This is a genomic window from Actinokineospora xionganensis (genome assembly GCF_014323725.1).
In the GTDB taxonomy this organism is placed as follows: Bacteria; Actinomycetota; Actinomycetes; order Mycobacteriales; family Pseudonocardiaceae; genus Actinokineospora; species Actinokineospora xionganensis.
In genome coordinates this window covers 246,696-269,821 of record NZ_JABVED010000006.1, presented here as the reverse complement: position 1 = coordinate 269,821, position 23,126 = coordinate 246,696, and the positions used below count along the sequence as shown (strand labels likewise).

Sequence of the window (23,126 nt, the reverse complement as noted above, 5' to 3'; positions counted from 1 at the left end):
TCGGTGCCCGTGTCTATGTTGATCGGCGTGACCCGTTTCCGACTTCGCCCGACGCTCGCTCAGGAGCGATTGCTGTCGCTGCACTGTGGACATGCCCGGTTTGTGTGGAATCTGGCGGTCGAGCAGCATAGTCACTGGCGGCAGGGGAAGAAGTCGGCTCCAGGCTTCGCTGATCAGTGTCGACAGTCGACCCAGGCGCGGGCGGAAAATCTGTGGTTGGCGGCTGGGTCCGTGGTCGTGCAGCAGCAGGCGCTGAAGGACTTCGACCAGGCAATGGCGAACTTCTTCGGAGGGACTCATCGGCGCCCCGACCTGGCGCAGACGCGGCCAAGGGGAGGGCTTTCGGATCGTGGCGGTCAACCCTGCTGATGTGCGGCGAGTGTCGCGCAATGTGGGTGAAGTCTGGGTGCCAAAGGTGGGCTGGCTGCGTTTCCGGTGGTCGCGCGCGGTCGCCGACGGTGCGAAGTCCTACCGCATCACCCGTGATAGGGCGGGCCGATGGCACGTTGCCTTCGCCGTGGCGCCCGAACCCATCGCCGCACCGGGCACGGGTGCGGCGGTGGGTGTCGATCGAGGCGTGGTGGTATCGGCGGCCCTGTCGACCGGGGAATTGCTGAATGTGCCCGCTCTGCGCGACGGCGAGAAGGCGCGGTTGTTGCGGTTGCAGCGAAAGCTCGCCCGGGCACAACGCGGCTCCAACCGGCGACGCAAGGTCAAGACTGCGATCGCGCGACTCAAGGCCCGCGAGACCGATCGGCGCAAGGACTGGGTGGAGAAGACCAGTACCCGCCTGGCCCGGGAGTTCGATGTGATCGCGGTCGAGGACCTCAAGATCAGCAATATGACCCGGTCGGCGAAGGGCACGCTCGAAGCCCCGGGTCGGGGCGTGCGGCAGAAGGCGGGCCTGAACAGGGGAATCCTCGCCAACGGGTGGGGGCAGTTGGTGACTCGGCTGGAGCAGAAGGCTCCGGGCCGGGTGGTGAAGGTCGACCCGCGGTTCACCAGTCAGCGTTGCTCGGCGTGTGGGATCGTGGATCGGGAGGCGCGCGAGAGCCAAGCCGTCTTCCGCTGCCGGTCCTGCGGTTTCGCCTGCAATGCCGATGTGAACGCGGCGCTGAATATTCGATTCGCGGCAGGGCATGCCGTGACCGCACGGGGAGGCCCGCCGTTGGGCGGGCCCGAGAACCGTGAACCTCAACATGAGTACCTCCTCGTGCGGTAGTGCTGTTGGAATCCCTTTATCGGCTGGGGAGGATGCCAAGTGCCGACTCTCACACAGTGGGAGGTGCCCATCCACCACGTAGGATGGGCGGTGTGTTGCAGATACGCCGAGACCTAGTGGACGCGATGGTGGCGCATGCCCGTCGCGACCACCCGGACGAGGCATGCGGCGTCATCGCGGGTCCCGAGGGCAGTGACCGCCCCGAGCGATTCATCCCGATGCTCAACGCCGCGCGGTCGCCGACGTTCTACGAGTTCGACTCGGCCGACCTGCTGAAGCTCTACCGCGACATGGACGCCAACGACGAGGTGCCGGTGGTCATCTACCACTCGCACACCGCCACCGAGGCCTACCCGTCGCGCACCGACGTGTCCTACGCCTCCGAGCCGGACGCGCACTACGTGCTGGTCTCCACCCGCGACGCGAACGAGCACGAGCTGCGTTCGTACCGGATCGTCGACGGCGTCATCACCGAAGAGCCCGTCGAGGTCGTGGAGTCCTACCGGTTCGCCCACACGGGCCCCGACGACATTCCCGAGCCAAGCGCTCTGTGACTTTGCGCGGCATCCGGAATACCGGCCGCGTCTCTGCACGTCATATCTGATCGAACAGGCAAACCCGGAGGTTTCACGTGGCCGTCACCGTTTCCATCCCCACCATCCTGCGCACCCACACCGGCGGCGAGAAGTCCGTCCCCGCCGCGGGCACGACCGTCGCCGAGGTCATCGACCACCTCGAGGACAAGCACGGCGGTCTTAAGGCGCGCCTGGTCAAGGACGGCACGCTGCACCGCTTCGTCAACATCTACGTCAACGATGAGGACGTGCGCTTCGCGGGCGGCCTTGAGGCCAAGGTCGCCGACGGCGACTCCGTGACCATCCTGCCCGCGGTCGCGGGCGGCTCCCGCTAAGGAGCGCCAGCCATGGCCCGGTACGACTCGCTTATCGCCTCCCTCGGCGACACGCCGCTGGTCGGGCTGCCGAATCTGGCGCCCGCACCCAACGTCCGACTCTGGGCCAAGCTGGAAGACCGCAACCCGACGGGTTCGATCAAGGACCGCCCCGCGCTGGCCATGATCGAGTCCGCCGAGCGCGACGGCAGGCTGGTCCCGGGCAGCACGATCCTGGAGCCCACCTCGGGCAACACCGGGATCGCGCTGGCCATGGCCGCCAAGATCAAGGGCTACGGCCTGGTCTGCGTCATGCCGGAGAACACCTCCGAGGAGCGCAAGCAGCTCCTGCAGGCCTACGGCGCCCGGATCGTCTACTCCCCGGCGGCGGGCGGCTCGAACGAGGCGGTCCGGCGGGCGCGGGAGATCGCGGAGCAGAACCCGGACTGGGTGATGCTCTACCAGTACGGCAACCCGGACAACGCCCGCGCGCACTACGAGGGCACCGGGCCGGAGATCCTGCGGGACCTGCCGACTATCACGCACTTCGTCGCGGGCCTGGGCACCACCGGAACGCTGGTGGGCGTGGGCCGCTACCTGCGTGAGCAGAAACCGGACATCCAGGTCATCGCCGCCGAGCCGCGCTACGGGGAACTGGTCTACGGCCTGCGCAACCTCGACGAGGGCTTCGTCCCGGAGCTCTACGACCCGGACGTGCTCACCGGCCGCTACTCGGTCGGCTCGTACGACGCGCTGCGGCGGACCAGGCAGCTGCTGGAGGTCGAAGGCATCTTCGCCGGCATCTCCACGGGCGCGATCCTGCACGCGGCGCTGGCCGTGGCGGAGAAGGCGGCCGGGACGGGTGAACCGGCCGACGTCGCCTTCATCGTCGCCGACGCGGGCTGGAAGTACCTGTCCACCGGCGCCTACGCAGGCACCCTCGACGAGGCCGCCGACCGCCTCGACGGCCACCTCTGGGCCTGACCCCCCTCGCGAGTCGCCCCCTCCAGCAACCGAGTCGCCCCCTCCAGCGACTGAGTTCGACTTTCGCGATCACGAATGTTGAATTCACTCGTCGGAGGGGGCGACTCGGTTGCCGGGCGGGGCGACTCGGGGGTGCGGTCAAGCCAAGTCGATCATCTGGCGGAGGGCGAACCGGACCGTTTCGATCTCGTCGTCGCGCAGGCGTGCGGGGTGGCGCCTGACCAGCCGTTCCACGCTCACGGATTTGATCTGGTCGCACATCGCGAACGACGGCCGCCCCAGGTCGACAGCCGGGTGGAACGGCAGCCCGCGGTCGGTGGTCGTGCACGGCAAGACGATTGCCAATCGGTTGGGCAATTCACACGCCAGCGACGTGCCCACGACTATGGAGGGGCGCTGCCCTGCCTGCTCTCGGCCGATCTGTGGGTTGAAGTCGGTCCACCACACCTGCCACGGTGCGAGCGTTCGAATCGTCACTCCTTGGCCGCCGCGTCTATTTCCGCAAGGCTCGCGGCCTCGTCGGCGTAGCCGCCCGCGGCCTCCGGATCCGCCGCCAAGCGCGCCAAAGCTGCGCGCGTCGCGTGCTCGAACAGCACGATCCGCAGCGCTTCGTCCAGGCTGACCCCGCCCAGTTCGGTCTCCGCGATCCGCGCTAACGCGTCGCGGTTGCGCACCGACACCCGCATGCTGGTCTGCATACAGCAAGTATGCGTCGACGTGCGCGTGCTGTCCACCTCGCTTGATGGCGTAATTTGACCGCCGTGATTGAGATCGAGCGCTCCGGCCATGTCCCGGCATCCCCAGCCGACGTCTGGACCGTGGTCTCCGATGCCCGCCGTGCCCCCGACTGGTTCAGCTTCGCCGTGCGCACCGAGATCCTCTCCGGCAGCGGCCGCGGCGAGAAGCGGCTGCAGCACGGCCGTTGGCGCACGAAGACCTCCGAGATCGAGCAGGAGGTCATCGAGTTCGTCCCCGACAAGCTGATCGCCTGGAAGCACACCGCCGAGCGGGTCGACGGCAAACCGGCGACCGTGTACGCCTCCTCCGTCGTCTTCCGCATCGAACTTGAAGCCGACGGCGACGGCACGACCGTCCGGCTCCGCCTGCTGCAGGAGCCTGCCGACGGCTTCAAGAAGCTCGCGCTGAAGCTGTTCGGCTCGCGGGACATCACCGGCCGGATGGAGGAGTCGCTGCACCGGCTCCCGGGCGCCGTCGCGTCGTGAAGGTCATCGGACTCCTCGGCGGGATGAGCTGGGAGTCGTCGGCGGAGTACTACCGTGTGGTCAACGAGCGCGTCCGTGAACGCCTCGGCGGCCTGCACTCGGCGCGCTGCGTGCTGTATTCCGTGGACTTCGCCGACATCGAGCGCATGCAGGTCGAAGGCCGCTGGGACGACGCCGCCGCCGTCCTGGACGACGCCGCGCAGGCGCTGGTGCGAGCCGGGGCGGAACTTGTCGTGCTGTGCACCAACACCATGCACAAGGTCGCCGACCGGATCGACGCGCCGCTGCTGCACCTCGCCGACACCACGGCCGCCGCGGTGCGCCGGGCGGGGCTGCGGCGGGTCGGGCTGCTCGGGACCGCGTTCACCATGGAGCAGGACTTCTACACTGGCAGGCTCGCCGAACTCGGCCTCGACGTCGTCGTCCCCGACGCCGCCGACCGCGCGACCGTGCACCGGGTGATCTACGACGAACTCGTCCTCGGCGTCGTGCGCGACGAGTCCCGCCAGGCGTATCGCGAGGTCATCGGCAGGCTTGTCGATCGCGGTGCCGAAGGGGTCATCCTCGGCTGCACCGAGATCGAACTCCTCCTCACCCAGGCCGACAGCCCGGTGCCGGTGTTCCCGACCGCCCGCCTTCACGCGGAACTGGCCGTCGACGTGGCGCTCGGGGACGACCTCAGGGTTCTTCCGGATCCGCGGCGGCCCGCGAGCACGTAACCTCGGTTTCGTGAGCACCGTCCCCGCCAAGCGACCCGCGAACCGTGTCCTTCCGCCGAACCTGGCCCAGGCAGGCATCGTCGTGGGCGGCTTCGCCGTCCTGCTCTACCTGATCGAGTTCGCCGACCGGCTGCTGCCCGCGGACCTGGAGATGAACGGGATCATCCCGCGCAGCGTCGAGGGGCTCGACGGCATCATCTGGTCCCCGCTGCTGCACGGGGAATGGGCGCACCTGATCGGCAACAGCGTGCCGCTGCTGGTCTTCGCCTTCCTCGCGATGGCCAACGGGCTGGGCCAGTGGGTCGCGGTAACCGCGACGATCTGGCTGGTCAGCGGCATCGGCGTATGGCTCACCAGTCCCGACGGCACGGTCACCATCGGCGCGTCCGGGCTGTGCTTCGGCTGGCTGCTGTTCCTGCTGGTGCGCGGCCTGTTCAACCGGAGCATCCTGCAACTGGGCGTGGCCGCCGTCCTGCTCGCGTACTGGGGCACGACGCTGCTCGGCGTGCTGCCTGGCGACACCGGGATCTCCTGGCAGGGCCACCTGTTCGGCGCGGTCGGCGGCGTCCTGGCCGCCTGGTTCGCCGCCGTGGCGGACAAGCCCGCGGTTCCCGGTACGTTCAAGGCGTGACGCGACCTCAGGCTCCGATCGGGATCTTCGACTCCGGCGTCGGGGGACTCACCGTCGCGCGCGCCATCCTCGACCAACTCCCGCACGAGCGGCTGCGCTACGTCGGCGACACCGCCAACAGCCCGTACGGCCCGCGGCCCATCGCCGACGTCCGGGCGCACTCGCTGGCGATCGCCGACCGGCTGGTCGACGACGGGGTGAAGATGCTGGTCATCGCCTGCAACACGGCCTCATCGGCGTGCCTGCGCGACGCGCGCGAGCGCTATGACATCCCCGTGGTCGAGGTCATCGTGCCCGCCGTGCGCCGCGCCGTGGCGGCGACCCGGTCGGGTCGCGTCGGGGTGATCGGCACCGCGGGGACGGTCCGCTCTCGCGCGTACGACGACGCTTTCGCCGCCGCGCCCGGCGTCACCGTGACCAGCTCGGCCTGCCCGCGCTTCGTCGACTTCGTCGAGAAGGGCGTCACCTCGGGCAGGCAGATCCTCGGCCTCGCCCAGTCCTACCTCGAGCCGCTGCAGGAGGCGGAGGTGGACACTGTCGTGCTCGGCTGCACGCACTACCCGCTGCTGACCGGCGTCGTGCAGATCGTCATGGGCCAGGACGTGACCCTCGTGTCGAGCGCGGAGGAGTGCGCGAAAGACGTGTTCCGGGTCCTCGCCGAGCACGACCTGTTCGCCGAGGACGCGGGCGAGCCCGCGCACGAGTTCGTCGCCACCGGGCCCGCGGAGCCGTTTCATCGCCTGGCACGCAGATTCCTCGGGCCGGAGTTGGCAAGTGTTGCTCCATTGGCTCGACGGTGATCGTGTCCGGGCGCTCGCTGTGACAGTCTGTCGAGGTGCTACTGACAGTCCTCGGCTGTTCGGGGAGCTTCCCCGGCCCGAACGCGCCCGCCTCCGGCTACCTGCTGGCCGCTGACGATTTCCTGCTGGGAATCGAACTCGGCAACGGCGCCTTCGCCGCGATGCAGGCGGTGGTCGACCCGTTCGACCTCGACGCGCTGATGTTCTCCCACCTGCACGCCGACCACTGCGCCGACTTCTCCGGCCTGTCGGTGCTGCGCCGCTACCACCCGGCGCCGCCGTACGACCCGCGGGTGAACAAGCTGGACGTCTACGCGCCGAGTGAGGCGCCGACCCGGTTCATCGCGGCCTACGCCACCGACGAGGCCGACCGGGCGGTCACCGATCTGTCCGATGTGTACGAATTCCACGCGCTGCGGCCCGGGAAAGTCCACATCGGACCCTTCGAGGTGGTCGTCGCCCCGGCGGCGCACCCGTGCGAGTCGTTCAGCTTCCGGATCAGCCACGGCGGCCGGTCCCTGGCCTACACCGGCGACACGGCGATGTGCGACGCGCTCATCGAGGTCGTCCACGGCGCGGACGTGCTGCTGTCCGAGGCTTCGTGGACGCACTCGCCGAACAACCCGCCGAACCTGCACCTGTCCGGACACGAGGCGGGCGTCCTCGCCACGGGCGCGGGCGTCGAGCGGGTGCTGGTCACCCACATCCCGCCGTGGACCGACGCCGACGCGGTGATGGCCGAGGTCCGGGCGGCGTACGACGGTGAAATGGTCCTCGTCGAACAGGGCGCCAAGTACGACATCTAGGGTGTTGCACGTGGCGCGAAGCGATGGCAGGAACGACGACCAGCTCAGGGACATCAAGCTCACCCGGGGCTACCAGGACTGGCCCGCGGGCTCGGTGCTCGTGGAGTTCGGGAAGACCAGGGTGCTGTGCGCGGCCAGCGTGACCGAGGGCGTGCCCCGGTGGCGCAAGGGCTCCGGGCTCGGCTGGGTCACCGCCGAGTACGCGATGCTGCCCTCGGCGACCAACACCCGCGGCGACCGCGAGTCGGTTAAGGGCCGCATCGGCGGGCGCACGCACGAGATCAGCAGGCTCATCGGCCGCTCGCTGCGCGCCTGCATCGACCTGGCGGCGCTCGGTGAGAACACCATCCACCTCGACTGCGACGTCATCCAAGCCGACGGCGGCACCCGAACGGCCGCGATCACCGGCGCGTATGTCGCGCTGCACGACGCCGTGACGTACCTGGGCGCGAAGGGCAAGCTCGCGGACCCGCAGCCGTTCTCCTGCGCGGTGTCCGCGGTGAGCGTGGGTGTGGTCGGCGGCCGGGTGCGGCTCGACCTGCCCTACGAGGAGGACGTGCGCGCCGAGGTCGACATGAACGTCGTCGCGACCGACGCGGGCACGCTCATCGAGGTCCAGGGCACGGGCGAGGGCGCGACGTTCGCCCGCTCCACCCTCGACCAGATGCTCGACTACGCCCTCGCCGGGTGCGCGGAGCTCAACCGCATCCAGGCGGAGGCCCTGGCGCTGCCGTACCCGGGCGAGCTGACCGGATGACCCGCGTGCTGGTGGCGTCCCGCAACGCCAAGAAGCTGGGCGAACTCCGCCGAATCCTGGCCGACGCCGAGGTGTCGGGCATCGAGATCATCGGCCTCGCCGACGTCCCCGAATTCCCGGACGCCCCGGAGACCGGCGCCACATTCGAGGAAAACGCCCTGGCCAAGGCCCGCGACGCGGTGGCCGCCACCGGCCTCCCGTCGATAGCCGACGACTCGGGCCTCGCGGTCGACGCGCTCAACGGGATGCCGGGGGTGTTGTCGGCGCGGTGGTCGGGCAAACACGGTGACGACCAGGCCAACCTGGACCTTGTGCTGGGGCAACTGACGGATGTTCCGGATGAGCGCCGGGGCGCGGCCTTCGTGTGCACGGCGGCACTGGTGGTTCCTGGCGGTCCCGAGGTGGTGGTCCGCGGCGAATGGCGCGGGACGCTGATCAGGGCCGGACGCGGGGAGAACGGGTTCGGCTACGACCCGATCTTCGTGCCCGAGGGGGAGACGAGGACGTCGGCTGAGTTGGCGCCCGCGGAGAAGGACGCCCAGTCCCACCGCGGCCGAGCCCTCCGCCTACTCCTCGACCACCTGCGGTCATTGGCTGACTGAGCCGGACTTCCAGCCGCACGACCCGGTCTCACACCAGAGCGGCGCTCTCTCTTGTTAGCACTGCTTTGGTGCGGGAATTGGAGCGGTGCTCTGGTGCGGGCGAGAGCGGTGCTCTCGAGTTGGAGCGGTGCTCTCGGCCCGGCCTCTGTGCGGTGTGATCACCGCTCGGTGAATGCTGCCCTTGCCAACGCGACAACCGGCTCGCTTGCCTTGGACAGGTGTCCTGAGTCGAACGGTGGTCGCGGGTCGTACTCGATCATCAGTTGGATGGCCTCCGCCACCTCCCGCCCATGGATCTCCCCGGCCAGCCACAGCGCCAGATCGATCCCCGCCGACACCCCCGCCGCCGTCGCGATCCGCCCCTGGTGCACCACCCGCTCCGCCGGGCACGACCGCGCCCCGAAGTGCGGTAGGGCGTCCTGGACCAGCCAGTGGGTGGTCGCGTCCACACCCTTCAGCAGCCCCGCCGCGCCCAGGATCAGGGCTCCGCTGCATACCGACGTCGTCCAGCGGGTCGTCTGGTGCGCTTCGATCAGCCATTGCCGCAGCACCGGGTCGGCCATCGCCGCCTGTGTGCCGCGTTCCGAGCCGGGGACGAGGAGCAGGTCCGGGGCCGGGGTCGAGGCGAAGGTGTGGGTCACGCCGAGGGTCAGGATGCCCGCGTCGGTCATCAGCGGACCCGGTGAGTGGCCGACGAACCGAAGCTCCGTGTCCGGCATCAGCCGCAGCACCTCGTACGGTCCCACCGCGTCCAGGGCGGTGACCCCGGGGTAGAGCACGATCGCGACCTGCATGTCAGATCCTCTCCGCGGTACGGAACCGCGCTCGGTAGTCGTCCGGGCCCACGCCCAGGACGCGCACGAAAGCCCGCCGCAATGTCTCCGGGCTGCCGAAGCCGGTGCGCGCCGACACGGCCGCCACGGTGGTCGACTCGGCTTCCAGCAGCCCCCGCGCCGCCTCCACGCGAACCCGTTCGACGAACCGGGCCGGTGTCGTGCCCAGCTGCTCCGCGAACAACCTGCCGAGGTGCCGTTCGGACATCCCCGCCCGCCGCGCGAGCCGGGGCACCCGGTGGTCGGCGGCCGGGTCGGCGGTGATCTCGTCACACAACGGGCGCAGCGGTGACGCGGACGCCACCGCGTAGTCCAGACGGGTGGAGAACTGGGACTGCCCGCCCGGCCGCTGCAGGAACAGCACCAGCCACCGCGCCACCGTGCGGGCGGTCTCCGCGCCGTGGTCGGACTCCACCAGGGCGAGCGCCAAGTCCATCCCCGCCGTCACCCCCGCCGACGTGTACACCGACCCGTCGCGCACGAAGATGCGGTCGGGCTCCACGACCACCCCGGGGAAGGCCGACCGCAGCCGCCCGGCCATCGCCCAGTGCGTCGTCGCCCGACGCCCGTCCAGCAGCCCGGCAGTGCCGAGCACGAACGCGCCCGTGCACACCGAGCAGACCCGGGACGCGGTCGCCGCGAGCCGACGCACCTGCTCGACCACCGAAGGAGCGCACGCCTCCTGGTATCCCCATCCGCCCGCGATCAGCAGGGTGTCGGCGTGGTCGACCTCGGCCAGCCCGGCGTCGGCGTCGAGCCGCAGGCCCGAAGCGCCGCGCACGGCCGAGCCGTCCGGGGAGGCGACGACAAGGTCGTAGGCGTCCGGTTCGAACTGCGCCGCGCCCGCGAAGACCTCGGCGGGGCCGACGACGTCGAGCAGCTGAACACCGGGGAAGACGACGAGAACGACCCTGTGTGCCATGTGGTCCAGCCTCTGGCAGCGGGGTCATGTCCGCAAGGACGCCTACCCCTCGCTTTCGGACACCAACCGGCCGATCGCCTCGGCGCCCGCGGTGACCGACGAGGCCGCTGTCGAGAGCCGAGTCGTGGGCGGGTGCTCGGTCAGCAGCACAACGACGTAACGCCACTTCGCCCCGACCAGCCCGGTGCTGTGCACGAAGTCCACCTTCGCGTTGTCGCCCCAGCCCTGTTTGACCGCCCAGTCCGCGTCCACCCCGGCGGGAATCCCGAAGTGCTGGTCGAACCCGTCCGCCGCCACCCGCGGCGCCGTGGCCAGCGCGTCGACGACGAGGGCCTTGTCCGCGGCGGGCAGGTCGTTCATCACGTGCGTGTAGATCCGGGCGACATCACGCGCGCTGAGCCGTGTGTCGCCCCATCGGCCAGGGTCGGCGGGCGGTCGGGTGTCGGTGAGACCCAGCCGCTTCGCCGTGCGGGTCACCATGGCGACCCCGCCCGACCGTGTCCACAGCTCGCTGGCGATCGGGTCGTCCGACAGCTGCAGCATCCGCCGGACCCGGCCACGGTCGCCGTCGCCGTCGCCGGAGCGCAGCACGTCGAGGGCGATGAGGAGCTTGACCAGCGACGCCGAGTGGAACCCGCGGTCGGGGTTGACCGACACCAGTTCCGCGCCCGTGTGCCGGTCGATCACCAGCGCGCCCACGGTGGCCGATTTCTGGATCCCGCGCACCGCGCCTGCCACGTCCACCGGTCTTTTGGGCGGCGCCGGGGTCGACGGCTGGGGCGGGGGCGACGGCTGGGTCGGGGTGGCCGACGCGGCGGCGGAGGGCTGAACCGGCGCCACGGTCGGCGTGGCGACCTCGACCGGCACGATCCTGGCCGAGACCACGCCGATCGGTGCCGAGGAGCACCCGGCGAGCAGGATGAGCACGAGGAACGACAGCAGGCGCATGCCGTGAATACGCCGTCACCCGATGGTGAAGTTGACGTCCTCGGCAGGCAACTGTTCCGCTGGGCCCGCGGTACGCGACAACCGTCGATTTGGTTGTCGCGCACCGCGAATTCGATCAGAGCTTGAGGTCTTTGCGCAGCTTGGCGACGTGTCCGGTGGCCCGCACGTTGTAGAAGGCGTGCGCGATGCGGCCCTCGGGGTCGACGATGAAAGTGGACCGGATCACACCGGTCACCGTCTTGCCGTAGAGCTGCTTCTCGCCGTACGCGCCCCACGCGGTGAGCACCGCGCGGTCCGGGTCGGACAGCAGCGGGAAGGTGAGGCCCTCGTCGGCGACGAACTTGGCCAGCTTCGCGGGCTTGTCCGGGGAGATGCCGAGAACGGCGAAGCCCGCGTCGTTGAGTTCCGCGAGGTTGTCCCGGAAGTCGCAGGCCTGCTTGGTGCAGCCGGGGGTGGCCGCCGCCGGGTAGAAGTAGACGACCACGGACTTGCCGCGGAAGTCGGACAGCGAGACCTCGTTGCCCTCGCTGTCGAGGAGCGTGAAATCAGGAGCCTGGTCGCCCTCGGAAAGTCGCGTCATGCCGTTGAAACTAGCGCGCGGCTGCCAGGATGCGGGGGCCAGTGTCCTAGACCGAGCGGTTTGCCGCTCGACCAGCAGCGATGCCGGCGCCGCGCGGCGAAGCGGTAATCCACCCAACGCCGCGCGTTCCACACGCGGCGTGGAAGGAATCTCCGTCCCATACGGGCAGAGAGAACGTCAAGCGAGCCCCTCGAACACCATCACCATCGACCGCGACGCCGGGTCCGGCTGGGCGCTCAGCCGCACCGTCACGCGTTCCTCGGGCACGGCGAACGCCACGGAGAACCGGGCCTTCGCGCCGGGGGCGATCTCGATGTCGCCGACCATCCCGGCGTAGCCCTGGGTCGAGTCGATCACCTGTCGGGCGCCTGCGCCGTCGGCGGTCGCGGTGAGCACGAGCACGGTCGGCCGGTACGCCGTCGTGCCGTGGTTCTCCACGGTCACGTCGAAGCCCAGCGCGCGCGGGCTCTTCGGGTACGCCGAGTCGGTCGGCACGAACGAGGTGGGTCCCGAAACCGTGATCGAGAGGTCGTCGCCCAGCGGCCTGCGCTCGCCGCTGCGCGACGGGTTCGAGGCGGCGGACGCGGCGATGGACCGCTCAGCCGGTTCGGAGTACGCGGGACCGCTGCCGCAGCCGGTGACCAACACCAGCAGCGCGCAGAGGGCAGCCGCCCATCCGACGGTTTTCACGGTCAGTGCCACTTCCTTGCCTGGGGACGCTCGGGGATGCCTGTCCACTTTTACTGCCCGACCAGCCGAATGCGGCCTCCGTTAGGCCGTTGAGTCGTACCTGGTGTCGTGCTGTGGCCGAGCCGTGATCAGGAGAGCACCACGAGTGATCAGCGCCACTGTCGAGGGCGGGTCAGCCCGCGAGCGCGAAGAAGAGCACGAAGACGCCGATGAACACGAGCCAGGCGGCGATCAGCCAGCCGAAGTCACGCCACGGCGAGATCGCGTGGTTGTCCTCGCCGGGCACGTAGACGCCGCGCTCCTCGAACCGGTCGACCAGTCGCAGGAGCGCCGCGAAGGGCCGCGGGGCGCGCATGCGCTGATCGTGTCACGAGCGGCGGGGATCCGCCGCAACGCGGTTCAGCGGCGCTGCCCTTTGACGTGCCGGGCGAATTCGCGCTCGATCTCCCGGTTGGCGTCGCGGGTGGCCAGGTCCTGGCGCTTGTCCCAGGTCTTCTTGCCCTTCACCAGGGCCAGTTCGACCTTGGCCCGGCCGTCGCTGAAGTACATCGACATCGGGATCAGCGACAGCCCGCTCTCCCGGACCCGGATGTCCCAGCGGTCGATCTCGCGGCGGTTGAGCAGCAGTTTGCGCACGCGGCGCGGGGTGTGGTTGGTCCACGTGCCCATGGCGTACTCGTTGATGTGCAGGCCGCGCAGCCATACCTCGCCGTCGTCGATCGTGGCGAAGGCGTCGACCAGCGACACCCGCCCCAGCCGCAGGCTCTTGACCTCGGTGCCGACGAGCATCACGCCCGCCTCCAGCGTGTCGAGGACGGCGTAGAGGTGGCGCGCTCGCCGGTTCGTGGCGATCACCGTGGTCGTGGCCATGACGTCACCTTAATTCACAGATGGTTCACACCGTTTTCTTAAATCATTGGGCTGGTTGGCGGATATATAGCCGCTCCCGACGCTGCGATTGTCACCTCGACCTGTGCCTGCACCCCTGCAACGGCAGGCACGTCCAGGTCCTTCCCTGCATGAAGGGCAATTCGCCATGCGTTCACCACGCTCCACAGGCAGGCGGTTACGTGCCGCCTGCGTGCTTGTCGCCGCCGTCGGTCTGACCGTCGTCGGTGTGCAGACCATCTCCGCCAACGCCTCGCCCACCCCGGCGGCGAGCGCCAAGGCGGGGCCGCTTCCCGTGGCCCCGGATGGACATTCCCACCCCGTCATCGAATCGGTCCCGGAGGACCAGCCCGCGCGCGGACTGGTCTACAAAGGACTGAACATCGCCCAGGCCGGTCCCTGCAAGGGCACCTACCTGGTGCGCGGGCACGATGTGTGCTCGCATGGGCCGGATCAGCCGCCGCCCGGCTACCGCATGGGCACCGAGGTCCAGCCGCTGTCCGCGCAGCAGGCCACGGCCGCCGGAGTCTGCGTCGGTGACGGCTCCAGCGGCAACCGGGCCCAGGTGCTCTACGTCTACGCCACCACGGACCGGTTCTCGCAGTACAAGGCGTCGATCGAGCAATGGGCGATCGGCATGAGCGACATCTACAACGAGAGCGCCAAGGAGACCGGTGGCACCCGGCACGTCCGGCTCCTGCACGACGCGAACTGCACGCCGATCGTGAGCAAGGTGCAGGTCACCTCGAGCCAGCTGGCGGACTTCACCAGCATGAGCAACGCGTTGTCGCAGAAGGGCTACAACCGTCAGGATCGCAAGTACGTGATCTTCGCCGACTCATCGGTGTACTGCGGCATCGGCGACTTCGCCGGTGACACCCGCAAGGGCGCCACGAACCGCAGCAACTACGGGCCGTCCTACGGCCGCACCGACACCAGCTGCTGGGGGCCGGACACGCCCGCGCACGAACTGGGCCACAACCTGGGCGCGGTCAACAACAACGCCCCCAACGCCAGCGGCGGCGCGCACTGCACCGACGAGTGGGACCTGATGTGTTACAGCGACCATCCCAACTACCCGCAGATGCGCTACATCTGCACCGACCGGGCCAAGGACGCGCGCTTCGACTGCGGCCACAACGACTACTACCACACGAATCCGCCCGCGGGCAGCTACCTGGCGACCTACTGGAACATGGCCGACAGCCTCTGGCTGGTCGGCGGCGGCTCGACCGACCCGACACCCGGGTTCTGCTCGGCCTACGCCACCAAGCACACCGGCTCGCTGAACCAGGGCGCCTCGGCGATCCAGCCCAACGGCACCTGGTACCAGTCCACGACCAGCGGCACCCACGCCGGCTGCGTGGACGGGCCTGAGGGCACGGACTTCGATCTCTACCTGCAGAAGTGGAACGGCAGCGGCTGGGTGAACGTGGCCAAGGCCGAGACCGAGAAGGCCGACGAGACGCTGTCCTACAGCGGAACCGCCGGTTACTACCAGTACAAGGTCGTGGCCTACGCGGGCTCCGGCGCTTACACCTTCGGGATGACCAAGCCCTGATCACCGGGGAGGGCCCCGGCGCCTACCCGGCGTCGGGGCCCTCGCTGGTGGGACCGGAGAGACTCGAACTCTCACTGGCACGGACCTAAACCGTGTGCCTCTGCCAATTGGGCTACGGTCCCCCGCCCGGCACATAGCGCGGGCGGGAACAGCCTAACGGCGTGGCCCCTGCGCGGTGCGGCCGGCCGGTGATCTAACGTGGTGTCGCCGGACTTCTAGGAGGACACGTGGCCCGCGACCCCGACACCATCCAGCGCGAGATCGAGCAGGCGCGCGACGCACTGGCATCGACGTTGGACCAGCTGGGCACCAAGGCGAGCCCGAAGCGGCTGGTGGACAACGCGAAGACGTCCGCCCGTGCGAAGGCCGACGAGCCGAAGGTCAAGTTCGCACTCATCGGCATCGGCGTCGTAGTCGGCTTCCTGCTGGTGCGCAAGCTCTTCAGGTAGAAGTCAAGAGCCAGTGGCGGCGGGCGGGGTTGTCGTGACCTCGTCCGCCTTCTTGGGCTCGGTGCCCAGGCGCGCGGTCAGGTAGGCCGCGGTGAACTTCACCGCGTCGCCTTCGAGGGTGTGGACCACGGTCCTGATCTCCTCGTTCGGCGCCAGCTTCTCCACCAGTTGGTCGGCCCGGTCGCGGGCGGCGATGAGACCCGGCGCGGTCGCCTTGAGCGTCTTCCCGCGGCAGGTCACCTCGACTTTCCAGTCGTCGCCGTCCGGTGTGTAGTTGGCCTCGATCGGCTCGAACATGTGCATCGCCCCTCAGACGTCCGTGGTTGATACTTAACACAACGCAGGCCGATTCCGCCGGACGGCTAGCACCGGGAAATTCATTCGGGTAGCCCCGCGCGGGCGATTTATCCGGGCGGGATGTCGCCCGCGACACCGCTCCACAGCACCGACATCAGCATGTCCGCGGCTTGCGCGGCGGTCACCTCGGACTGGTTGACGTACCAGAGCGACAGCCGCTCACAGGCGCCGACGAGGATCTGCGCGAGCATCTCCAATTCGGTCCTCGGCTTGTCCGGCACGAACGCGGCGAACAGTGTGATGTCGAGTTCCACCTGCTCGCGGCGGGCCTCCTCGACCTCGGCGATCGCCACCGGCCCCGCCAGCGCGGCCTCGTTGCGCAGCATCAGCGACCACGAGCGGCGGTGCGTGTCGGTGAAGTCGAAGAAGGCGACCAGGCCCCGGCGCAGGGCTTCCTCGACGCTGCCCGCGCCCGCGACGGCCTCCAACGTGCACTTCGACAGGTCGGCCCGCGCCGCGCGGATGCAGGCCACGAGCAGGCCCTCCTTGGAGCCGAAGTACTCGTAGATCATCGGCTTGGACACGCCGCAGCGCTCGGCGATCTCGTCCATGGAGACCGCCGCGTAGCCGCGTTCGGCGAAGATCTCTTCGGCGACGCCCATCATCTGCCGTTCGCGCTCTGCGCGCGGCATCCGACGCTTGCGCTCGCTGGTGGTCACGGAATTGACTCTACCGCAAGTAACCTACTCCGGGTAAGCTGGACTCCGGGTAACACACACAGACGCATGGAGGATCGGGAGATGGGCGAGCTCATCCACACCGGTGTGGTGGTGGTCGGGACCGGTTTCTCCGGCATGGGGATGGCTATCCAGCTCCGCCGGGAAGGCCGCGACGACTTCGTCATCCTGGAGAAGGCGGCCGATTTCGGCGGCACCTGGCGCGACAACAGCTATCCGGGCTGCGCCTGCGACATCCAGTCCCACATGTACTCGTTCTCCTTCGAGCAGAAGTCCGACTGGACCCGCTCGTACGCCCCGCAGGCCGAGATCTGGGACTACATGCGCGGCGTCGCGGCCAAGTGGGGCCTGCGCCGCTACACCCGCTTCGGCGTGGAGGTCACCAGCGCGCGCTGGGACGAGGAGGAGAGCCGCTGGTACGTCGGCACCGCCTCCGGCGACACCTACGTCGGCAAATACCTGGTCGCGGGCATCGGCGCGCTGCACATCCCGTCGGTCCCGGCGCTGCCCGGCATCGAGAAGTTCCAGGGCGCGACGTTCCACTCCGCACAGTGGGACCACGACTACGACCTCAAGGGCAAGCGGGTCGCGGTGATCGGGACCGGCGCCAGCGCCATCCAGTTCGTCCCGAAGATCGCCCCCGACGTCGCCGAGCTGACCCTGTTCCAGCGAACGGCGCCGTGGGTCATGCCCAAGCCCGACCACGCGATGCCGACCTGGTCGCAGACCCTATTCGCCAAGGCGCCCGGCGTCCAGCGCGGCTACCGGCACCTGCTGTACTGGATCAACGAGGTGCGCGCGGTCGGCTTCAACGGCCACCAGAACATCCTCAAGTTCGCCTCCAAGCTGGCCGCCTGGAACATCAAGCGCTCGGTCAAGGACCCGGAGCTGGCCCGCAAGCTCACGCCCGACTACGTCATGGGCTGCAAGCGGGTGCTGGTCTCGAACGATTACTACCCGACGTTCAACCGGCCCAACGTGCACCTCGACACCGACGGCGTCGCCGAGGTCCGGGAGAACAGCATCGTCGGCCGCGACGGCCGCGAGCACCAGGTCGACGCGATCATCTACGGCACCGGCTTCCACGTGACCGACGCCTACGACTACCTCACGGTCACGGGCCGCGACGGCCGCGACCTGGCCAAGGAGTGGCGCGAGAACGGGATCAACACCCACCTCGGCATCACCGTCTCCGGCTACCCGAACCTGTTCTACCTGCTCGGCCCGAACACCGGCCTGGGCCACAACTCGGTCGTGTTCATGATCGAGTCGCAGATCCGCTACATCGCCGACGCCCTTCGCCTGGTCGAGAAGCACGGCGCCGACGCCATCGACGTGCGCGCCTCGGCCCAGGAGCGGTTCAACCAGGAGGTGCAGCGCAAGCTCGCCGACGGCGTGTGGACCCAGGGTGGCTGCCAGAGCTGGTACCTCGACGCCAAGGGCGTCAACCGCACCATCTGGCCTGGCTTCACCTGGCGATACTGGATGCGCACCCGCAAGGTCGACCCGGCCGACTTCGAGCTGATCACCCGCGGCAAGGTCAAGCAGTCCAGCGCCGTAGCCACGGGCTGACCCCGACGACCAAGACCGGCCCGCCACATGCCCCGTGGCGGGCCGGTTTGTCGTCACCGGTGATGTTTGGGCCGGCCCGCCGCGTGGGCGCGACGGGCCGGCTCTCCTGGTCGGACGCGTCCTGCCACATGCCCCGTAGCGGCGCTGTCCGGTCCAGGAGGTTCGTGCGGTGCGGGACATCCGCGAATGGCCCGCGACCCTGGACGGTCGCGAGCGAAGGACGAGTCGAGCTGTCCGAAGGTCAGGTGGCGGGCGCGGGAGGGGCGGGGCGTAAGGCCCTCAGGCGGGCGACGAGGTCACGGACCTCCACCCCGCACAGCTCGGCCATCCGCTCGATCGCGGAGATGTCGAGATGGACCTCGGCGGGTGCTGGTCCGGTGTGCTCGGTGAGGCGTTCGGCGGCCCAGCGGCGCAGGGGGAGCAGGTCGGAGCCCCGCTCGTGCACGACCGAACGCAGGTCGACGCGGATTCGGCCGACCGTGGTGCCCGAGAAGACGCGGTCGTGCACGCGGGCCATCAGCTCATGGGGGTGTTCGTCGAGGGCGAAGCAGATCTCCACCAGTCGCACGACCGAGCACTGCCGCGTGCCCAACTCGTAGGTCGCGAGTGTCTGCAGCGAGATCTCGGTCTGCAGCCTCCGGTTGAGTTCCTTGCGGGTCCAGCCGCGCTGCTTGCGCAGGCGGCGGATCTCGTCTCCGAGTACGCGCTGGTAGACCGCCGCATCGATCCGCACGTTCAGCCCTTCGTCAGGTCCGGGTGTTACTCCCGGTCTCACTTGAGGAAGCGATGAACCACGCGACTCTGACGCGGATCGGCCGGACCTCGTCCGAAATTAGGCCGAACGGGTGAACGTTTAGTTGATGCAGGCGGGCTGTGGCTCCTGTGCCAGGCCGTTGAAGGTCAGCAGGCGGTCGCCCGCGAGCCGCTGGCCCGCCTGCCCGTAGTCCTTGCCGAGGATCACGGTGACCTTGCCCTTGCCCAGGTTGGCGTCCTCCTCGACGGGGAACTCGCCTTCCAGCGCCTGCGCCACGGCCTCGCCGGCGGCCTTGTCGCCCTTGGCGTGGCGGACCACGGTCTTCTGCCTGGCCGCCGCGTTGCCCGTGGTGCCCGGCTTGAACCCCTGCCCTGCCAGCGTGTCCGACACGTCGCCCGCCAGCCCGTCGCGGCCGGAGCCGTTGAGGACGTTCACCGTCGGCTTCACGGCCGATGTTCCGTCCGAGGTGGACGTTCCGGGCGAGGTGGCGTCCGTGGACGGAGGACCGCCGGGGGTGATGAGCGCCTGGACGAACTTGCGCACCGCCACCGGGTCGACGCCGACCGCACTGCCGTCGTTGGGCGTGGACAAGTCGATCGTGACGATCGGGATGGTCTGGAAGGACACGTTGCCGCCGGTGAAGCCCATCATCTGCTGGGCGAACTTCATGATGTCCCAGCCCGGGTCCAGCACGACCGACTTCTTGATCGCCTCCTGCAGCTTTCCCAGCGTCGCCGAGCCGGGGACCAGCAGGTCCTTCGACAGGATCTTCTTCGCCATGCCGCTCATGAACACCTGCTGGCGGGCGATCCGGTCGATGTCGCCGTTGGGCAGCCCGTGCCGTTGTCGGACGAACGCGAGCGCCGAGGTGCCCTGAAGGTTCTGCCTACCCGCCGGGAAGTTCGCGCCGGAGTAGTTGTCCTTGACCGCCTTGTTCAGGCAGACGTCGATGCCGCCGATGGCGTTGGTGATGTCGTAGAAGCCGAGCAGGTTGACCTCGGCGTAGTGGTCGATCTTGGCGCCGGTCAGCTTCTCCACCGTGGCGATGAGGCTCTTCGCGCCGTCGAGGTTCGACTTGACCTCGAGGTCGCGGCCCTGCACGCCCTGCTTCTGCAGCCTGGCGCGCGCTTCGAGCTTGGCCCGGCCGTACGCGGAGTTGATTTTGTGCTTGCCGTAGTTCGGGATGTCGACGTAGGAGTCGCGGGGCAGCGAGATACCGACCGCCTTCCCGCCGTCGTTCGGGATCCTGATCATGATCAGCGTGTCGGTGTTGATCTCGCCGTCGAACTTGCCCGCGTTGAGCATCGCGAGCTGCTCCTTCGACAGCGGGTTGCCCTGCGCGTCGGTGCGGCTGTCCATGCCGACCATGAGGATGTCGACCGCGCCGTCCGCGGGCTTCTCACCGGAGCCGGAGATGACGTCGGCCGTCGACAGCCCGTCGGTGAAGCTGTCCGCGAGCTGCGAGTAGTAGCCCGTGGCGACCAGCACCAGCGCGGACAGCATGGTCACGAACACCTTGCCGCCGGTCATATTCCGCTTCGGCGGGGGCGGCGGGCGGCGCGCCGAGGGCCGCGGCGGGCGCGACCGGGGCGGCGGGGTGGCCCGCTCGGCCATCCGCTCGGTCGGCGCCGAGTGGTGCGGTCTGCCGGTGATGCGGGGAGTGGCGGTGGGTCGCCCGGTGCCGGTCGACGAGCGCCGCGCGGCGGGCCTGCCTTGGCCCGCTCGGCTCGCTGACTCAGGCGGCGGCCGGTACTCCACGCCTACTCCCTTCCGTCTCTTCAGGCATGGGGCCGCTCATGACGACCCGGAACCGCGGACACCTGGTAAGACGCCGAAGGAGCTCCCCAGGTTGGGCCGTAGCGTGTCACACGGATGTGAGTCACTGGTCACGGCACACTCTCCGCCGTGGCGAGCGCCTCATGCCGCGCCCGCGCCGAAGGCTCTGACCTGCGACGATCGGTCAGGAATCGGCTGGTCGCGAGGCCGAGCGCCAAGACCAGCGTGACCCAGTGGACGGTGATCCCGGTCGATCCGGCGATCGGCGGGACACAGGCGACGGCGGTCAGCAGCCATGGCCAGGGCGTCGCCGTGGCGCCGGTGCGGACCGAGTGCAGCAGATACCAGCCCAGCAGCAGATGGATGATGCTCGACATCGGGTCCAGGGGGACGCCGAGCAGCACCGGGGTCGCGTGCGTGCCGGTCAGCCCGGTCACCGCGAAGCCGAGGGTGCCGATCGCGCCGTATCCGGTGCCCAGCGTCGCGGCCACCGAGTCCCAGCGGGAACCCGCCCGGTGCGGCGCCGCGCCCGTGTCCGGGTCCATGGTGGAACGCCATTCGAACAGCAGGAACGCCAGCGCCGTCGGCACCCCGAGCAGCGCGAGGGCGAGCAGCGGGCGCGGCTGGACCAGCCAGTCGACCGCGGTCGTGGGCAGCCCGGCGGTGCGGGCGGCGCTGATGACCCCGGCGATGACCAGCATCCCGCACAGGTAGGCCAGATACACGGTCATCGGCGCGGAGTGGACGAACCGCGCCGCCTGGGCCAGGGCGCTGCGCGCGACGGCCCGCGCGCCCGCGCGCCGGGGCAGCGCGACCAGGCAGACCTGGGCAAGGCCGATGAGCAGAACGGCGGGCGCCGACGGCACGAAGCTCGCCGACCCGGTCGGCTCGGCCATCACCAGCGGCGACAGCGGGCCGACGGTCGTCAGCACGGCCAGGGCGGCGACCGCGGCCAGCCCGACCCCCGCGAGCACCGCTCGGGGCAGCCGCCACAGCGTGCCGTCGGCGTAGTGGAACGCGAGCTGGCCGAACAGGGCCGCGAGGACCACGCCACCGAGGTGCGCGGCGAACACCCCGGACCCGAACGCCCCGATCCCGACCACGACCGCCGCCTGCGCCAGCGGCGTGAGCACCGGGGCGCGGCGGTGCAGCCACAGCATCGCCGGGGTCATCGCGACGACGAGCAGGTACAGGCCGAGCAGCCAGAGGGGCTGCACCACGAGCCTGCCGACGGTGCGGACGGCCTCGGGTGGCGCGTTCACCAGGTCGAGCGAGAGCGGCAGCACCAGCCAGGCCGTGACGAAGGCGAGCACCGGCCGGATCAGCCAGCACACCCGCCGGGCCAGGTAGCCGCCGTAGCCGGTGGTCGTGGCCTGCCAGGCCAGCAGGTTCGAGTTCCCGCCCGCGAAGAAGAACAGCGGCACCAGCTGCAGCAGCCAGGTCATCGGCCACAGGGCCGCGCCGGACAGGTCGAGCAGCGGCGCCAGCGCGAGCACCGACTCGGCGAGGATGAACCCGCCCAGGCTCACCATCCGCAGGAACCCGAGATAGGACGCGCGGTCGCCCTCCTCCGGCGACAGCGCAGGCTGGGGCTGGCGCGGCCGGGCCCGCCGGGTCCGGCGCAGCACCGGGACCCGGACCACGAGCAGTGCGATGACGACGAGCAGCCCGGCGGTCCACAGCCCGATCGGCTCGGCCCGGGGCGGCCCCCACCGCTGGTGCCACGAGTTCGCCACAAGGCCCGCCGAGTACAGCGTCGCCACGATCCGGCAGGTGCCCGGCGAGCCCTGCGGATCGCGCGCGCACTGCCCGTGCATGTCCTCGGCGAGTTGCCGGTCGAGCCGCCTGCGGGCGTCCGGCCCCAGCGGTTCGCCCTTCTCCTCGGCGTAGCGCAGCAGGTCGTAGCCGAGGTCGTGGGCCTTGCAGCCGACCGAATAGTCCCAGCGGGTGTCGTCGTCACCCCACGGCGTCGAGCAGCCCCCGCCGACGTGCACGGCCCGGGCGCGTCCTGCGGGGTCGGTGGCCCGGCCCGGGACGACGTCGGTGACCTTGGTGAAGTCCCTGGGCAGCACGGCAAGAGGATCCCCGGCGAACCTGGGGTCCAGCAGGGTGTCGATGGCGGCGGCGGCCACCGCGGCGTCGCCGGTCGGCGGGCCGGTGGCGGGATCGGGTGAGCGCGAGGCCACCACACCGAAACCGGCGGTGACGACCACGACGAGGAGGAACCAGCCGAGCCGCCCACCCAGTGCCGGTCCGACCCGCGGGGGCGGCTTCGGATCGCCTGGCGAGTGCCGGACGGCTGGCGTTGTCACGTCGTCCGCGGTTGTGACGTTCACGAAACGGGAAGCCACGTCGGGTGAGTTGTCGCCTTGCCGACGAGTGCGGCGAGCTCGCGATCCAGGCTGATTCCGCTGATTCCGCTGATTCCGCTGATTCCGCAGTGGTCGGAGTGAGATGTCCGCTCGGCCGGGCGCGGTTTGGTCTTC

General features: G+C 69.7%; 29 protein-coding genes and 1 tRNA gene. 15 read left to right on the top strand and 15 right to left on the bottom strand.

The window, feature by feature from the left end; all coding sequences use genetic code 11:
- Positions 1-27 precede the first annotated feature (27 nt).
- The 5 genes from GPZ80_RS32105 (at position 28) to GPZ80_RS13235 (ending at position 3,095) form a co-directional block, all read left to right on the top strand.
- On the top strand, positions 28-369 hold the full coding sequence (locus tag GPZ80_RS32105) for a helix-turn-helix domain-containing protein (RefSeq protein WP_222719231.1): 342 nt from the start codon (positions 28-30) through the stop codon (positions 367-369).
- Between the two features lie 46 nt (positions 370-415).
- On the top strand, positions 416-1,222 hold the full coding sequence (locus GPZ80_RS13250; protein ID WP_222719230.1) for an RNA-guided endonuclease InsQ/TnpB family protein: 807 nt from the start codon (positions 416-418) through the stop codon (positions 1,220-1,222).
- A gap of 83 nt (positions 1,223-1,305) precedes the next feature.
- The gene (locus tag GPZ80_RS13245) at positions 1,306-1,776 is read left to right on the top strand and encodes a M67 family metallopeptidase (protein ID WP_187220626.1); all 471 of its coding nucleotides are present in this window, start codon (positions 1,306-1,308) and stop codon (positions 1,774-1,776) included.
- Between the two features lie 77 nt (positions 1,777-1,853).
- Positions 1,854-2,132, top strand: coding sequence for a MoaD/ThiS family protein (locus GPZ80_RS13240; protein WP_187220625.1), 279 nt, complete (start codon positions 1,854-1,856; stop codon positions 2,130-2,132).
- A 12-nt stretch (positions 2,133-2,144) separates the two neighbouring features.
- Entirely contained in the window at positions 2,145-3,095 is a 951-nt protein-coding gene (locus GPZ80_RS13235) for a PLP-dependent cysteine synthase family protein (RefSeq protein ID WP_091383148.1), read from the top strand.
- 138 nt (positions 3,096-3,233) lie between these two features.
- Here the strand turns inward: GPZ80_RS13235 and GPZ80_RS13230 are convergent, their stop codons facing one another.
- Together GPZ80_RS13230 and GPZ80_RS13225 are read right to left on the bottom strand one after the other, a co-directional pair.
- The gene (locus tag GPZ80_RS13230) at positions 3,234-3,542 is read right to left on the bottom strand and encodes a type II toxin-antitoxin system PemK/MazF family toxin (protein ID WP_312880312.1); all 309 of its coding nucleotides are present in this window, start codon (positions 3,540-3,542) and stop codon (positions 3,234-3,236) included.
- 26 nt (positions 3,543-3,568) lie between these two features.
- The gene (locus GPZ80_RS13225; protein ID WP_187220623.1) at positions 3,569-3,793 is read right to left on the bottom strand and encodes a hypothetical protein; all 225 of its coding nucleotides are present in this window, start codon (positions 3,791-3,793) and stop codon (positions 3,569-3,571) included.
- A 63-nt stretch (positions 3,794-3,856) separates the two neighbouring features.
- On the opposite strand from GPZ80_RS13225, the gene GPZ80_RS13220 reads away from it, so the two are divergent.
- Genes GPZ80_RS13220 through rdgB form a run of 7 tightly spaced genes read left to right on the top strand, consistent with a single transcriptional unit; the run spans position 3,857 to position 8,633 of the window.
- On the top strand, positions 3,857-4,318 hold the full coding sequence (locus tag GPZ80_RS13220; RefSeq protein ID WP_187220622.1) for an SRPBCC family protein: 462 nt from the start codon (positions 3,857-3,859) through the stop codon (positions 4,316-4,318).
- Positions 4,315-5,037 (top strand): aspartate/glutamate racemase family protein, encoded by a 723-nt coding sequence (locus tag GPZ80_RS13215; RefSeq protein ID WP_187220621.1) that lies wholly within the window; start codon positions 4,315-4,317, stop codon positions 5,035-5,037. The genes GPZ80_RS13220 and GPZ80_RS13215 overlap by 4 nt, the downstream gene beginning before the upstream one ends.
- Before the next feature lie 10 nt (positions 5,038-5,047).
- Positions 5,048-5,668, top strand: a complete 621-nt coding sequence (locus tag GPZ80_RS13210; protein ID WP_187220620.1) for a rhomboid family intramembrane serine protease — start codon at positions 5,048-5,050, stop codon at positions 5,666-5,668.
- Positions 5,665-6,468 carry a glutamate racemase gene (gene murI / locus GPZ80_RS13205; protein ID WP_187220619.1) on the top strand — a complete coding sequence of 268 codons (804 nt, stop codon included), beginning with the start codon at positions 5,665-5,667 and terminating at the stop codon, positions 6,466-6,468. Before GPZ80_RS13210 ends, murI begins: the two co-directional genes overlap by 4 nt.
- Before the next feature lie 35 nt (positions 6,469-6,503).
- Complete coding sequence (locus GPZ80_RS13200; protein WP_187220618.1) at positions 6,504-7,274, top strand: MBL fold metallo-hydrolase; 771 nt, start codon at positions 6,504-6,506, stop codon at positions 7,272-7,274.
- Positions 7,275-7,284: 10 nt separating this feature from the next.
- Complete coding sequence (gene rph, locus GPZ80_RS13195; protein WP_187220617.1) at positions 7,285-8,031, top strand: ribonuclease PH; 747 nt, start codon at positions 7,285-7,287, stop codon at positions 8,029-8,031.
- Positions 8,028-8,633 carry an RdgB/HAM1 family non-canonical purine NTP pyrophosphatase gene (rdgB, locus tag GPZ80_RS13190; protein ID WP_187220616.1) on the top strand — a complete coding sequence of 202 codons (606 nt, stop codon included), beginning with the start codon at positions 8,028-8,030 and terminating at the stop codon, positions 8,631-8,633. The genes rph and rdgB overlap by 4 nt, the downstream gene beginning before the upstream one ends.
- A gap of 158 nt (positions 8,634-8,791) precedes the next feature.
- On the opposite strand, the gene GPZ80_RS13185 is transcribed toward rdgB, so the two are convergent.
- The 7 genes from GPZ80_RS13185 to smpB form a co-directional block, all read right to left on the bottom strand.
- Positions 8,792-9,427, bottom strand: a complete 636-nt coding sequence (locus GPZ80_RS13185) for a DJ-1/PfpI family protein (protein WP_187220615.1) — start codon at positions 9,425-9,427, stop codon at positions 8,792-8,794.
- 1 nt (position 9,428) lies between these two features.
- Positions 9,429-10,388, bottom strand: a complete 960-nt coding sequence (locus GPZ80_RS13180; RefSeq protein WP_187220614.1) for a GlxA family transcriptional regulator — start codon at positions 10,386-10,388, stop codon at positions 9,429-9,431.
- Between the two features lie 42 nt (positions 10,389-10,430).
- A complete protein-coding gene (locus tag GPZ80_RS13175; protein WP_187220613.1) occupies positions 10,431-11,336 on the bottom strand; it encodes a serine hydrolase in 906 nt (301 codons plus the stop codon).
- 115 nt (positions 11,337-11,451) lie between these two features.
- On the bottom strand, positions 11,452-11,916 hold the full coding sequence (gene bcp / locus GPZ80_RS13170) for a thioredoxin-dependent thiol peroxidase (RefSeq protein ID WP_187220612.1): 465 nt from the start codon (positions 11,914-11,916) through the stop codon (positions 11,452-11,454).
- 177 nt (positions 11,917-12,093) lie between these two features.
- On the bottom strand, positions 12,094-12,606 hold the full coding sequence (locus GPZ80_RS13165) for a hypothetical protein (RefSeq protein WP_187220611.1): 513 nt from the start codon (positions 12,604-12,606) through the stop codon (positions 12,094-12,096).
- Between the two features lie 172 nt (positions 12,607-12,778).
- Positions 12,779-12,961 carry a hypothetical protein gene (locus tag GPZ80_RS13160; protein ID WP_187220610.1) on the bottom strand — a complete coding sequence of 61 codons (183 nt, stop codon included), beginning with the start codon at positions 12,959-12,961 and terminating at the stop codon, positions 12,779-12,781.
- Positions 12,962-13,005: 44 nt separating this feature from the next.
- Positions 13,006-13,476, bottom strand: a complete 471-nt coding sequence (smpB, locus tag GPZ80_RS13155; RefSeq protein ID WP_091383120.1) for an SsrA-binding protein SmpB — start codon at positions 13,474-13,476, stop codon at positions 13,006-13,008.
- A gap of 166 nt (positions 13,477-13,642) precedes the next feature.
- On the opposite strand from smpB, the gene GPZ80_RS13150 reads away from it, so the two are divergent.
- Entirely contained in the window at positions 13,643-15,055 is a 1,413-nt protein-coding gene (locus GPZ80_RS13150; RefSeq protein ID WP_187220609.1) for a hypothetical protein, read from the top strand.
- 45 nt (positions 15,056-15,100) lie between these two features.
- Here GPZ80_RS13150 and GPZ80_RS13145 read toward each other — a convergent pair.
- Positions 15,101-15,177 (bottom strand) — tRNA-Leu (locus tag GPZ80_RS13145).
- 105 nt (positions 15,178-15,282) lie between these two features.
- Between GPZ80_RS13145 and GPZ80_RS13140 the strand changes: the two genes are divergently transcribed.
- A complete protein-coding gene (locus GPZ80_RS13140; protein WP_187220608.1) occupies positions 15,283-15,504 on the top strand; it encodes a DUF3618 domain-containing protein in 222 nt (73 codons plus the stop codon).
- Between the two features lie 3 nt (positions 15,505-15,507).
- Here the strand turns inward: GPZ80_RS13140 and GPZ80_RS13135 are convergent, their stop codons facing one another.
- Together GPZ80_RS13135 and GPZ80_RS13130 are read right to left on the bottom strand one after the other, a co-directional pair.
- Positions 15,508-15,801, bottom strand: coding sequence for a hypothetical protein (locus GPZ80_RS13135; protein ID WP_187220607.1), 294 nt, complete (start codon positions 15,799-15,801; stop codon positions 15,508-15,510).
- Positions 15,802-15,908: 107 nt separating this feature from the next.
- On the bottom strand, positions 15,909-16,520 hold the full coding sequence (locus GPZ80_RS13130) for a TetR/AcrR family transcriptional regulator (protein WP_312880295.1): 612 nt from the start codon (positions 16,518-16,520) through the stop codon (positions 15,909-15,911).
- Between the two features lie 81 nt (positions 16,521-16,601).
- On the opposite strand from GPZ80_RS13130, the gene GPZ80_RS13125 reads away from it, so the two are divergent.
- On the top strand, positions 16,602-18,110 hold the full coding sequence (locus tag GPZ80_RS13125) for a flavin-containing monooxygenase (protein WP_187220606.1): 1,509 nt from the start codon (positions 16,602-16,604) through the stop codon (positions 18,108-18,110).
- 241 nt (positions 18,111-18,351) lie between these two features.
- Here the strand turns inward: GPZ80_RS13125 and GPZ80_RS13120 are convergent, their stop codons facing one another.
- The 3 genes from GPZ80_RS13120 to GPZ80_RS13110 all read right to left on the bottom strand — a co-directional run bounded on the left by GPZ80_RS13120 (position 18,352) and on the right by GPZ80_RS13110 (position 22,952).
- Positions 18,352-18,843, bottom strand: coding sequence for a helix-turn-helix domain-containing protein (locus GPZ80_RS13120; protein ID WP_187220605.1), 492 nt, complete (start codon positions 18,841-18,843; stop codon positions 18,352-18,354).
- Between the two features lie 120 nt (positions 18,844-18,963).
- A complete protein-coding gene (locus GPZ80_RS13115; protein WP_312880294.1) occupies positions 18,964-20,622 on the bottom strand; it encodes an LCP family protein in 1,659 nt (552 codons plus the stop codon).
- Between the two features lie 128 nt (positions 20,623-20,750).
- Positions 20,751-22,952, bottom strand: a complete 2,202-nt coding sequence (locus GPZ80_RS13110) for a phospholipase A2 (protein ID WP_187220604.1) — start codon at positions 22,950-22,952, stop codon at positions 20,751-20,753.
- Between the last annotated feature and the right edge of the window lie 174 nt (positions 22,953-23,126).